The sequence below is a fragment of the Arthrobacter sp. MP_M4 genome, from assembly GCF_035984855.1.
Lineage (GTDB): Bacteria > Actinomycetota > Actinomycetes > Actinomycetales > Micrococcaceae > Arthrobacter.
Genome location: NZ_JAXCHX010000015.1, coordinates 79,640 through 91,803 on the forward strand (window position 1 = coordinate 79,640; position 12,164 = coordinate 91,803).

General features: G+C 67.3%; 9 protein-coding genes and 1 pseudogene. All 10 read left to right on the plus strand.

The features are described from left to right. Positions 1 to 10 precede the first annotated feature (10 nt). Positions 11 to 1,228 carry a glutamine-hydrolyzing carbamoyl-phosphate synthase small subunit gene (gene carA, locus RCH15_RS12315; RefSeq protein WP_326960963.1) on the plus strand — a complete coding sequence of 406 codons (1,218 nt, stop codon included), beginning with the start codon at positions 11 to 13 and terminating at the stop codon, positions 1,226 to 1,228. Continuing rightward, positions 1,228 to 4,554 carry a carbamoyl-phosphate synthase large subunit gene (gene carB / locus RCH15_RS12320; RefSeq protein WP_326960947.1) on the plus strand — a complete coding sequence of 1,109 codons (3,327 nt, stop codon included), beginning with the start codon at positions 1,228 to 1,230 and terminating at the stop codon, positions 4,552 to 4,554. The genes carA and carB overlap by 1 nt, the downstream gene beginning before the upstream one ends. Continuing rightward, positions 4,547 to 5,425 (plus strand): orotidine-5'-phosphate decarboxylase, encoded by an 879-nt coding sequence (pyrF, locus tag RCH15_RS12325; RefSeq protein WP_326960948.1) that lies wholly within the window; start codon positions 4,547 to 4,549, stop codon positions 5,423 to 5,425. Before carB ends, pyrF begins: the two co-directional genes overlap by 8 nt. A gap of 165 nt (positions 5,426 to 5,590) precedes the next feature. Next, complete coding sequence (gene mihF, locus RCH15_RS12330; protein WP_326960949.1) at positions 5,591 to 5,926, plus strand: integration host factor, actinobacterial type; 336 nt, start codon at positions 5,591 to 5,593, stop codon at positions 5,924 to 5,926. Between the two features lie 24 nt (positions 5,927 to 5,950). Further along, positions 5,951 to 6,520 carry a guanylate kinase gene (gmk, locus tag RCH15_RS12335; RefSeq protein ID WP_326960950.1) on the plus strand — a complete coding sequence of 190 codons (570 nt, stop codon included), beginning with the start codon at positions 5,951 to 5,953 and terminating at the stop codon, positions 6,518 to 6,520. Between the two features lie 44 nt (positions 6,521 to 6,564). Continuing rightward, a complete protein-coding gene (gene rpoZ / locus RCH15_RS12340) occupies positions 6,565 to 6,825 on the plus strand; it encodes a DNA-directed RNA polymerase subunit omega (protein WP_011692102.1) in 261 nt (86 codons plus the stop codon). 19 nt (positions 6,826 to 6,844) lie between these two features. Next, complete coding sequence (coaBC, locus tag RCH15_RS12345; RefSeq protein WP_326960951.1) at positions 6,845 to 8,119, plus strand: bifunctional phosphopantothenoylcysteine decarboxylase/phosphopantothenate--cysteine ligase CoaBC; 1,275 nt, start codon at positions 6,845 to 6,847, stop codon at positions 8,117 to 8,119. Positions 8,120 to 8,196: 77 nt separating this feature from the next. Next, complete coding sequence (gene metK, locus RCH15_RS12350) at positions 8,197 to 9,432, plus strand: methionine adenosyltransferase (RefSeq protein ID WP_326960952.1); 1,236 nt, start codon at positions 8,197 to 8,199, stop codon at positions 9,430 to 9,432. A gap of 170 nt (positions 9,433 to 9,602) precedes the next feature. Further along, positions 9,603 to 11,759, plus strand: a complete 2,157-nt coding sequence (locus RCH15_RS12355; protein ID WP_326960953.1) for a primosomal protein N' — start codon at positions 9,603 to 9,605, stop codon at positions 11,757 to 11,759. Positions 11,760 to 11,867: 108 nt separating this feature from the next. Further along, a pseudogene (locus tag RCH15_RS12360) lies at positions 11,868 to 12,164 on the plus strand (hypothetical protein); the annotation flags it as partial.

Sequence of the window (12,164 nt, forward strand, 5' to 3'; positions counted from 1 at the left end):
CTCCAACGCAATGACATCAGAGGCAGCAGCCTCCACCCCGGCGGCCCTCGTGCTCGAGGACGGCCGGATCTTCCGGGGCAGTAGCTACGGCGCCACCGGAACCGCCCTTGGCGAGGCGGTTTTCGCGACCGGCATGACCGGTTACCAGGAAACCATTACGGACCCCTCCTACGCCCGCCAGCTGGTGGTCCAGACTGCCCCGCACATCGGCAACACCGGCGTGAATGACGACGACGCCGAGTCACGCCGCATCTGGGTGGCCGGGTACATCGTCCGCGAAGCAGCCCGGCGCCCGTCCAACTGGCGCTCCGAAGGCAGCCTCGACGACGAACTGGCCGGGCAGGGGGTTGTCGGGATCCAGGGGGTGGACACCCGCGCCATCACCCGGCACCTGCGCGAGCACAAGACCATGCGCGCCGGGATCTTTTCCGGCGACGCCGTCCGCGCCACCGACAAGGAGCTCGTGGACGCCGTCCTGGCCAGTGCCCCGATGGAAGGCGCGCGCCTGGCTGAGGAAGTCAGCGTCGATGCGGCGTACACCGTGGAGCCCAAGGACTGGGGCTGGGACGGGGAACCGCGCTTCACCATTGCCGCGATTGATCTTGGCATCAAGCGCATGACGCCCATCCGCTTCGCCGAACGCGGCGTCCGGGTGCACGTGCTGCCGGCCACCGCCACGCTGGCCGACGTCCAGGCGGTCCACCCGGACGGCTTCTTCATGTCCAACGGCCCCGGCGACCCCGCCACCGCGGACAACCAGGTCAGCTTGCTCCGGTCAGTGCTGGACGAAAGAATTCCCTACTTCGGCATTTGCTTCGGCAACCAGATCCTGGGCCGGGCCCTCGGTTTTGGCACCTACAAGCTGCGCTACGGCCACCGCGGCATCAACCAGCCCGTGATGGACCGCCGCACCGGCAAGGTCGAAATCACCTCCCAGAACCATGGCTTCGCCGTCGACGCCCCGCTGGACGGCGCCACCCAGGCCCCGGAAGAACGCTTCGGCCGCGTCGAGGTCAGCCACGTGAGCCTCAACGACGACGTCGTCGAGGGCCTGTCGTGCCTGGATATCCCCGCCTTCTCGGTGCAATACCACCCCGAAGCGGCCTCCGGCCCGCACGACGCCGCCTACCTTTTTGACCGCTTCATCCAGCTGATGGCTGACACTTCTGCAAAGACCGAAACCGGCGCCAAGACTGCCACCGAATCCAAGACTGAGGACACCAAGTAATGCCCAAGAGAACTGATCTTAAGAGCGTTCTGGTCATCGGTTCCGGCCCGATCGTGATTGGCCAGGCCGCCGAATTCGACTACTCCGGCACCCAGGCTCTGCGCGTCCTGAAGGAGGAAGGCCTCCGCGTCATCCTCGTCAACTCCAACCCGGCCACCATCATGACCGACCCCGAGTTCGCCGATGCGACCTACATCGAGCCGATCACCCCCGAGGTGGTCGAAAAGATCATCGCCAAGGAACGCCCTGATGCGATCCTGCCCACCCTGGGCGGCCAGACCGCGCTGAACACCGCGATCGCGCTGGACAAGAACGGCGTGCTCGAAAAATACAACGTCGAACTGATCGGCGCCAACATCGCGGCGATCGAACTCGGCGAGGACCGGGAAAAGTTCAAGGGCGTCGTGGCACGCTGCGGCGCTGAATCTGCGCGCAGCCACATCATCCACACCATCGACGAGGCCCTGGTTGCGGCCGAGGACCTTGGCTACCCGATGGTGGTCCGGCCCTCCTTCACCATGGGCGGCCTCGGCTCCGGCCTCGCCTACGACGAGAATGACCTCCGGCGGATCGTGGGCCAGGGCCTGCAGTACAGCCCGACGTCCGAGGTTCTGCTCGAAGAGAGCATCCTGGGCTGGAAGGAATACGAGCTCGAGATGATGCGCGACAAGAACGACAACGTCGTGGTGGTCTGCTCCATCGAGAACTTCGATCCGGTCGGCGTGCACACCGGGGACTCGATCACGGTCGCGCCCGCCCTGACTCTGACGGACCGCGAATACCAGCGCCTGCGCGACATCTCCATCGCCGTGATCCGTGAAGTCGGCGTCGACACCGGCGGCTGCAACATCCAGTTCGCCGTCGAGCCGGACACGGGACGCGTCGTCGTGATCGAGATGAACCCGCGCGTCTCCCGCTCCTCCGCGCTGGCCTCCAAGGCCACCGGCTTTGCGATCGCCAAGATTGCCACCAAGCTCTCCCTCGGGTACACCCTGGATGAGATCCCGAACGACATCACGCAGAAGACGCCCGCGTCCTTCGAACCGACCCTGGACTATGTCGTGGTGAAGGTTCCCCGGTTCGCGTTCGAGAAGTTCCCGGCGGCAGACCCCACCCTGACCACCACCATGAAGTCGGTGGGTGAGGCCATGGCCATGGGCCGGAACTTCACCGAGGCCCTGCAGAAGGCGCTGCGGTCCCTGGAGCAGAAGGGTTCGCAGCTGGACTTCAGCCCCGTCCCGGAAGGTGACGTGGCAGAGCTGATCGAAAAGTCCAAGCGGCCCACTACAGAGCGTTTGCATCAGGTCCAGCGCGCGATGCTCGGCGGCGCCACTGTTGAACAGCTCTTCGAAGCCACCAAGATCGACCCCTGGTACCTGGACCAGCTCCAGTTGCTGAACGAGATCTCGGTGGAGATCCGGGCCGCCGCGGCCCTGACCCCGGAAATGCTCAAGCGCGCCAAACGCCACGGCTTCTCCGACGAGCAGATCGGCGCCCTGACGCACAACTCCGAGGACGTCGTCCGCGGCGTCCGGCAGGCCCTCGGCATCCGGCCGGTGTACAAAACAGTGGACACCTGCGCCGCCGAATTCGCCGCGTACACCCCGTACCACTACTCCTCCTACGACGAGGAGGACGAGGTGGCACGGCACGCAAAACCGTCCATTATCATCCTGGGCTCGGGGCCCAACCGGATCGGCCAGGGCATCGAATTCGATTACTCCTGCGTGCACGCCTCCATGGCGCTGCGCAAGGCCGGCTACGAGACCGTGATGGTCAACTGCAACCCCGAGACCGTCTCCACCGACTATGACGTCTCCACCCGGCTGTACTTCGAACCGCTGACCCTGGAAGACGTACTCGAAGTCATCGCGGCCGAAGAACGCACCGGCGGCGTGATGGGCGTCTTCGTCCAGCTCGGCGGCCAGACCCCGCTCAAGCTCGCCCAGCAGCTCGCTGACGCCGGTGTCCCGATCCTGGGCACGTCCCCGGAAGCGATCGACCTCGCCGAGCACCGCGGAGCCTTCTCCCAGGTCCTGGACAAGGCCGGGCTCATTTCGCCGAAGAACGGCACCGCCGTGTCCTTCGAAGACGCCAAGAAGATCGCCGACGAGATTGGCTACCCGGTGCTGGTCCGCCCGTCCTACGTCCTGGGCGGGCGAGGGATGGAGATTGTCTACGACGAGCCCAACCTTTCCCGCTACATCGCCAACGCCACCGAGATCACCGCGGAGCATCCGGTGCTGATCGACCGCTTCCTGGAGGACGCCGTCGAAATTGACGTCGACGCTCTTTACGACGGCACCGAAATGTATCTGGGCGGGATCATGGAACACATCGAGGAAGCCGGCATCCACTCCGGCGACTCAGCTTGCGTGCTGCCGCCGATTACGCTCGGCAACAACGTCCTGGAACGGGTCCGCACCGCCACACTGGCCATCGCCGAGGGCGTGGGCGTCCGCGGACTGATCAACATCCAGTTCGCTCTCGCCTCCGACGTGCTCTATGTCCTGGAAGCCAACCCGCGGGCGTCCCGCACCGTGCCTTTTGTGTCCAAGGCAACCGGTGTGCAGATGGCCAAGGCGGCGGCCCTGATCGGCACCGGCGTGAGCATCAACGAACTCCGCACCACGCACAAGATGCTGCCGGAAACCGGCGACGGCTCCACGCTGCCGCTGGACGCGCCGGTCTCAGTGAAGGAGGCCGTGCTTCCGTTCAGCCGCTTCCGCACCCCGGAAGGCAAAGTGGTGGACTCGCTGCTCGGGCCGGAAATGCGGTCCACCGGCGAGGTCATGGGCATCGACAAGCACTTTGACACCGCCTTCGCCAAGAGCCAGGCAGCCGCGAACAACGCACTGCCCACTGAGGGCAAGATCTTCGTCTCTGTGGCCAACCGGGACAAGCGCTCGGTCATCATGGGCGTCAAGCGCCTCTCGGACCTCGGCTTCGAGATCGTTTCCACCGGCGGCACCGCCGATGTGCTGCGCCGCAACGGCATCCAGGCCACCCCGGTCCGAAAGGTCGCGGAGGGCTTCAGCGCCGAGGGCGAAGGCACCATCGCCGACCTCGTCATCGCCGGTGAGATCGACATGGTGTTCAACACCCCCTCGGGCGGCGAAGCCCGCAGCGACGGCTACGAACTGCGCGCCGCCGCGACGTCGATCGGGATTCCGTGCATCACCACCGTGGCCGAATTCAACGCCGCCGTCCAGGCCATCGAGGCGCTGCGCACGTACGAATGGTCGGTCACGAGCCTGCAGGAACACGCCGCGGCACTGGCGGCCTCGCAGGAGCGGGTAGCCCAGGAAGCCGCCGCGCATGCCTGAGGCAGCCGCTGCTGCGGCCAGCCGGGAGTCCTTCGGCTCCCGGCTGGGCCGGGCCATGGCGGACCGCGGCCCGTTGTGCGTGGGCATTGATCCACACCCGGCGCTGCTGCAGCGCTGGGGACTGGGCGACGACGCCGCGGGGCTGGAGCGTTTCTCGCTGACTGTCCTGGAGGCCGTGGGTTCGCTCGCTGCCGCGGTTAAGCCCCAGGTGGCGCTGTACGAACGTCACGGCTCCGCGGGCATCGCCGTGCTGGAGCGCACCCTCGCCGCGGCGGCGGATGCCTCCGTGCTGACTATTGCCGACGCCAAACGCGGTGACATCGGGTCCACCATGGCGGCCTACGCCGATGCCTGGTTGCGGGACGGGTCCGCGCTGGCCGCGGATTCAGTCACGCTCAGCCCGTACCTGGGCTTCGAATCGCTGCGTCCGGCGCTGGACCTCGCCGCGCAGACCGGGCGCGGTGTCTTTGTCCTGGCCTTGACGTCCAATCCGGAAGGCGCTTCGGTCCAGCACGTCGGCGGCGCGGACTCGGTCGCCCGACGGATTGTGCAGGCGGCTGCAGAGGAGAACCGCCGGTACTTCGTTGATCAGGCCGGCGGGGACCTGGGGTCCACGGGTCTTGTCGTCGGCGCGACCGTCGGTTCCGCGCTGGCGGACCTGGACCTGGACCTTGCCGCGGTGCGGGGCCCCATCCTGGCCCCGGGCCTTGGCGCGCAGGGCGCCACCCCGGCGGACCTCCGGCGGACCTTCGGTGGCGCCTACGGCCAGGTGCTCGGCACGTCCAGCCGCGACATCCTCAACGCCGGTCCCCGGGTCCAGGACCTGCGGGACGCTGCCGGCCGCAACCTTGACGGTCTGCGCGGGGCCTGAGGGGAATTCCGGGGTGGTTCGCGGTCAAGGCTGAACTTTTCCATTGATTTCTGCCCGGCCCAGACGGTAGGTTCAGGACAGGTCCGTGGTACCAGCCGCGGTGCTGCTTGGCCCCTCCGGACGGGTCGTGGGTGCGCTCCGTCCGACAACGCAGGGAGGCATGCAATGAGTTTGCGACCCCTCACTCCGCAGGAGCGGGCCGACGCCCTCGGTAAGGCCGCCGCGGCCAGGACCACCCGGGCCGATGCCAAAGACCGGCTGAAGTCAGGCACGCTGACCATCTCGGAGCTGCTCAGTGCCGGCGCTACCGACGACGCGATAGCCCGGATGCGGATCGTGGAACTGCTGGAGGCGTTGCCCGGCATTGGCAGGGTGCGTGCGGCGGCGATCATGGAGCAGTTGGGCATCGCCGCATCGCGCCGGGTCCGCGGGTTGGGAATTCACCAGCGCCGGGCGCTGGTAGATTTCATAGAAGACAAACAGCCCGGTCCGCCGCGCTGACTTCAAACCCGCCTAAAGGAATATGTGAGCAAGAAACCGGGACTGACAGTCCTCGCCGGCCCGACGGCTGTTGGCAAAGGCACCGTGTCCACCTACATCCGGGACAATTATCCCGGCGTCTGGCTGTCCGTCTCGGCCACCACCCGCCCGGCGCGTCCCGGCGAAGTTGACGGCGTCCACTATTTTTTCAAGTCGGCCGAAGACTTCGATGCCTTGGTGGAGGCCGGAGAGCTCCTGGAGTGGGCAGTGGTCCACGGACGCAACCGCTACGGCACGCTGCGCAGCACGGTGAATGCTGCGATTGCCGATGGCCGCTCCGTGCTTCTGGAAATCGACCTGCAGGGTGCGCGGCAGGTCAAGGACGCCGTTCCGGACGCGCAGTTCGTCTTCCTCGCACCGCCGAGCTGGGACGAAATGGTCCGCCGACTGGTGGGCCGCGGCACGGAAACAGCGGAAGAACAGCAGCAGCGGCTGGAAACCGCTAAACTAGAACTTGCCGCTGAACCGGAGTTTGACCACACCGTCATCAATGATGACGTTCGACGGGCAGCGGACGAGCTTGTTTCACTCATGGGGCTGACCCCGAACCCGTAGCTAGGCGCCGGGACGTATCGGCCCGTTTAGAATTTGGAGAATTCGTGTCCACGAACCTTGAAGGCATCATCAACCCGCCGATCGACGAGCTGCTGAAGGCCGCCGACTCGAAGTACGGACTGGTGATTTTCGGCGCCAAGCGTGCCCGCCAGATCAACGCGTACTACGCCCAGCTGCACGAGGGCCTCTTTGAGTACGTCGGCCCGCTGGTCGACACCAAACTGAATGAGAAGTCCCTCTCCATCGCCCTGCGCGAAATCAACGAAGGCAAGCTCGTCTCCACACCGATCGAACCTGCAGAGTAATTACGCAGGCGGAGCTCACGTGCGCATAGTCCTCGGAGTCGGGGGAGGGATAGCTGCCTACAAGGTGGCGTCGCTCCTCCGGCTTTTTACCGAAGCCGGCCATGATGTCACCGTCATCCCCACGGAGGCTGCGACGCGTTTCGTCGGCGTCGCCACCTGGGAGGCGTTGTCCGGGCATCCGGTCAGCAACAGCGTTTTCGACGACGTGCATGCCGTAAACCACGTCCGCCTGGGACACGAGGCCGAGCTGATCGTGGTGGCTCCAGCCACCGCCGACCTGCTGGCGCGCGCCGCCACCGGGCAGGCCAGCGACCTTCTCAGCAACACCCTCCTGATGGCGGGAAGCTGCCCGGTCCTGATGGCCCCCGCCATGCACACCGAAATGTGGCAGCACCCGGCCACCCGGGCCAACGTGGAGACGCTCCGCAGCCGGGGTATCACCGTGCTCGAGCCCGCGTCCGGACGGCTGACCGGTAACGACTCCGGTCCTGGCCGGCTGCCCGAACCCCAGGCCATCTTCGACGCCGCGCTGGCCCTCGCCGGTGCCTCCGCCGTCCCCGCGACCGCGCCGCCGTCGGACGACCCGTTGTCCGCGCCCTTGCGGCCGCTGGCCGGGCTCACCGTCACGGTCAGTGCCGGCGGTACCCGCGAACCGCTGGATCCGGTCCGGTTCCTCGGTAACAGGTCCTCCGGCAAGCAGGGCGTGGCACTTGCCACGGCCGCCCGCGACGCCGGTGCCAGGGTCCGTCTGCTGGCCGCCCACATGGATGTTCCCGCTCCGGCCGGCGTCGACGTCGTGAAGGTGGGGACCGCACTGGAGCTGCGCAAAGCGGCGCTGCACGCCTCTGTCGACTCCGACGTCATCATTATGGCGGCCGCCGTCGCGGACTTCCGCCCGGCGGATGTCTCCGGCACCAAGATCAAGAAGCGCGACGACGTCGCCGATCCCGTCATCTCACTGGTCCGGAACCCGGACATCCTGCGTGAGCTTGTCGAGGTCCGGGACGCGGCTTCCCGCCGCCAGCTGATTGTCGGTTTCGCGGCGGAGACCGGCGACGCCGACGGCGACGTGCTGGAGTATGCTGCTGCCAAGCTGCGCCGCAAGGCGTGCGACCTGCTGGTGGTCAATCATGTGGGCCAGGACAAGGTGTTCGGCGAAGACACCAACTCCGTAGTCATCCTTTCGCGGTCCGGCTCCGAAGCCCAAGAGGCGTCGGGTTCAAAGTCCGACGTCGCGGCTGCCGTGATAGACCGCATCAGCGCCGAACTCAGCCAGGTAGTCCCGCCGGCCTGAGCCCGGGTGAGCGGCGTCTCTTTAATTCAGGGACACATGCTGCCGGACGTCCGTTTTCCAACCAGTAAGGTAGTTGAGTGACTTTACCGCTGCACATCCCTGACTTCCACGGGTCCACGCCCGCCTCGCTCCGGCTCTTCACGTCCGAGTCGGTGACCGAAGGCCACCCCGACAAGATCTGCGACCAGATCAGCGACGCGATCCTCGACGCCCTGCTGGCCAAGGACCCCGAGTCCCGGGTGGCCGTGGAGACGCTGGCCACCACCGGGCTGGTCCACGTCGCCGGCGAGGTCACCACGGATGCTTACGTTGAAATACCGCAGATCGTCCGGGAAACCATCCTCGGCATCGGCTACGACTCCTCGGCCAACGGCTTCGACGGCGCCCGCTGCGGTGTGTCCGTCTCGATCGGCCAGCAGTCCAACGACATCGCCGGTGGCGTCTTCAACTCACTCGAAGCCCGCGAGGGACGCCAGGAGGACGACTACGACCTCCAGGGTGCCGGCGACCAGGGCCTGATGTTCGGCTACGCCAGCGATGAGACCCCTTCCTACATGCCGGTTCCGATCTGGCTCGCCCACCGGCTCTCGGAGCGGCTCACCGAGGTCCGCAAGAGCGGGGAACTCGGCTACCTGCGCCCCGACGGCAAGACCCAGGTCACTGTCGGCTACGACGGCGACCGGCCCGTGTCCGTCGAGACCGTCGTCATCTCCAGCCAGCACGCCGAAGGCGCGAGCCTTGACCAACTCCGCTCCGATCTCGCTACGCACGTGGTGGCCCCGGTGATGGCGTTGTCCAACCTGGATTACTCCCGCGCCAAGAACATCCTGAATCCGGCCGGTGCCTTCGTCATCGGCGGCCCGGTAGGCGACGCCGGCCTGACCGGCCGCAAGATCATCGTTGACACTTACGGTGGCATGGCCCGCCACGGCGGCGGTGCCTTCTCCGGCAAGGACCCGTCCAAAGTCGACCGCTCGGCAGCCTACGCCATGCGCTGGGTCGCCAAAAACGTGGTGGCCGCCGGTCTTGCTAAGCGCGCGGAAATCCAGATTGCCTATGCGATCGGCCAGGCCCGTCCGGTGGGCACCTACGTGGAGACCTTTGGCACCGAGACCGTGGACCCGGCACGGATCAGTGCGGCGATCGCCGAAATCTTCGACCTGCGCCCCCGCGCCATCATCGACGCCCTTGATCTGAAGCGCCCGATCTACGCCAAAACCGCAGCCCATGGCCATTTCGGCCGGGAGGATCCCGACTTCACCTGGGAGCGGCTGGACCGGGTTGATGCGCTGAAGGCCTTCTTCAACGCCTGAGGCATCGGGACGCTTTTGTTTGTGCACCTCTGGGTTTTTGCATCAAGTGTCACTGCCTCGTGATGTGCTGTAGCCAGGCCGCCGATACCGGCGGCCTGGCTATTCTTAATTGCCGAACATTCGCTGAAGAATCGCTGAGTTGAACTGCTGGCGAAAGGAGGACACGAGAGATGAGCCCGGCTCAAGGCGCGCCAGCTTCGGATGAACCCTTCCAGCTCTCGCTGCTGCAGGGCTTTCCAAAATCCGCAGCCGCTGCCTCCGGTCCAGTTCTGGCCGAACGGCTCCCCGTGGCGCGCGTGCGGCTGGAGTCCTCCTTGCCGCACCTTGACCGGCCCTTCGACTACAGCGTGCCCGCGGGACTCGATGCCGCCGCACAGCCCGGCGTCAGGGTGAAGGTGAAGTTCAACGGCCAGGAACTTCCGGGATACCTGATGGAACGGGCCGCTGCGTCCGACGCCGGCCACCCCCTCGTGCCACTGTACAAAGTGGTTTCACCGCTTCCGGTACTGACGGCGCCGGTCGCAGCTCTCGCCGGCCGCGTCGCGGCACGCTATGCAGGCAACGTCAGCGACGTGCTGCGCGTTGCTGTGCCGCCACGGATGGCGAAGCTTGAAAAGGACCTCGCCCCTGACGGCAACCTGGATCCTGCCCTCTTCGCCGACGAAGGCTCCGGTGCCGGGGCGGGCCCGGCGATTCCGGCAGGGCTGGAAGCCTCCAGCTGGGGGTCCTACCGAAACGGCCCCGCGTTCCTGCAGCACCTCAACGCAGGCGAGTCCCCACGGGCGGTACTCAGTGCGCTGCAGGGCTGGGGGCCGGGAGGCTGGCCCCGCCTCGTCGCCGAAGCCGTGGCGGCCGTGCGCCTGTCCGGCCGCGGCGCCATCGTCGTCGTGCCCGATTACCGCGACCTGGACCGGGTGGAGTCCGCCCTCCTGCAGCTGCTGCCTGCCGGAGACGTTGCGCGGCTCACCGCAGACGATGGCCAGACGCCGCGGTACCGCAGCTTCCTGCGGATCCTCAGCGGTGCTGCGGGGGTTGCCGTCGGGACCCGGTCCGCTGCCTACGCTCCCGTCCACAATCTGGGACTGGTGGTCTGCTGGGACGACGGCGACGACCTCCACATCGAGCAGCGGTCCCCCTACGCCCACTCCCGCGAAGTTCTGCTGTTGCGCGCCGAGCAGGAAGGAGCCGGGTGCCTGTTGGCCGCGCACACCCGAAGTACCGAGTCGCAACGCCTCGTCGAAGCAGGCTGGGCGTGGCCGGTCGAAGCAGACCGCGCCGTGGTGCGCCGGAGGGTTCCGCGGGTGCTGAACACAGCGGACAGCTACGAGCTTGAGCATGATCCGCTGGCCAGGATCGCGCGGCTCCCGGGCGCAGCCTGGCGCGCTGCCAAGGACGGGCTGGAACGCGGGCCGGTCCTGGTCCAGGTGGCACGGGCCGGGTATGCGCCCTCGCTTGCCTGCGAAAATTGCCGTGACCCGGCGCGCTGTGCGTCCTGCGCCGGTCCGCTGGCCATCGCCGGGGCCAGCGGGAGCTCTGCCGTGCCGCAATGCCGCTGGTGTTCGACGCCGGCGCCGGACTGGCGATGCGGTACCTGCAACGGCGCCCGGCTCCGGCGCGGGGCCACTGGTGCCTTGCGCACGGCCGAGGAACTGGGTCGTGCCTTTCCCGGCAAGCCGGTTGTCACCTCGTCAGGGGACCGGGTACTGGCCACGGTTCCGGATTCGAAGGCCCTTGTCGTCGCCACGGTTGGTGCGGAGCCCGTCGCCGCCGGCGGCTATGCGGCGGCACTGTTGCTGGACGGCGACTCCCTGCTGCGCCGCGAAAACCTGCGGGCGGGGGAGGACGCCGTTCGGCGCTGGTTCAATGCCGCGGCCCTGGTCCGACCCGCGGGTGACGGCGGCCTCGTGGTGATCACCGCGGACGACGCCGCCGGCGTCGGGGCCCTGCTGCGCTGGGATCCGGCGGGCTATGCGCAGCGGGAACTCTCGCTGCGCCAGGAACTCCACCTTCCGCCGGCCGTCCGGGTCGCGTCACTGACCGGCGGCCGGACCTCCGTCGGGCACTTCAGCGAGGCCGTAACTCAAAACCTGGCCGCCCAGGGAATCGTGGTGCGGACGGCCGGTCCGGCGCCGCTGGTAGTCACCGGACCCGGCGGCCACGGCGGAACTCCAGGGGTTGCGGGAGAGGACGTCCGGACACTGATGTTCCTGCCATACGGACAGGCCGCACAAGTCACCAGTGTGCTGCGGGCCGTCAAGGTCGCCGCCGCGGCCAAACGCACCGACGATCCGGTACAGCTTCGGCTCGACGGAGTGGACGTGCTCTAAAACGGTTCCCGCACAGTAAGGACCCGGTGCGGGCGGCTGCGGCGACCTCCTGCTCGTGCCGTTGCGGTTGGACCGAATTTTGTCGGTGCCTCGTGGTGTGATGTGAGGGTGAAGGACGGGCCGGTTTTGGGCTGGGAGTGCGTGGACGCGGTGGATGCCGTTTCCCGCTCCGTTGCTGCGCTGGCTGCGCTCGTCGGCGGGGAACCGTCAGGTGCCGGGGTGCTGAGCGCCGGCGGTGGGGATCCGTTGCGGGATGCTGCGGATGTGTGCCTGGACGCTCTGACGGAGGTGGCGCGGTTTGAGGCCCGGGCCGCGGCGTTGAAGGTCCTGCTGACCGCTGGGTTCGTGCATGCGGCCGGGGCCTTGGCGCCCCCGGGGCGGTCCGCTCAGGAGCGCAGCGCCCAG

What these genes read in the sequence shown, in the direction of transcription:
- carA (WP_326960963.1), top strand. Translation starts at nt 11, where the DNA reads ATGACATCAGAGGCAGCAGCCTCCACCCCGGCGGCCCTCGTGCTCGAG.
- carB (WP_326960947.1), top strand. Translation starts at nt 1,228, where the DNA reads ATGCCCAAGAGAACTGATCTTAAGAGCGTTCTGGTCATCGGTTCCGGC.
- pyrF (WP_326960948.1), top strand. Translation starts at nt 4,547, where the DNA reads ATGCCTGAGGCAGCCGCTGCTGCGGCCAGCCGGGAGTCCTTCGGCTCC.
- mihF (WP_326960949.1), top strand. Translation starts at nt 5,591, where the DNA reads ATGAGTTTGCGACCCCTCACTCCGCAGGAGCGGGCCGACGCCCTCGGT.
- RCH15_RS12355 (WP_326960953.1), top strand. Translation starts at nt 9,603, where the DNA reads ATGAGCCCGGCTCAAGGCGCGCCAGCTTCGGATGAACCCTTCCAGCTC.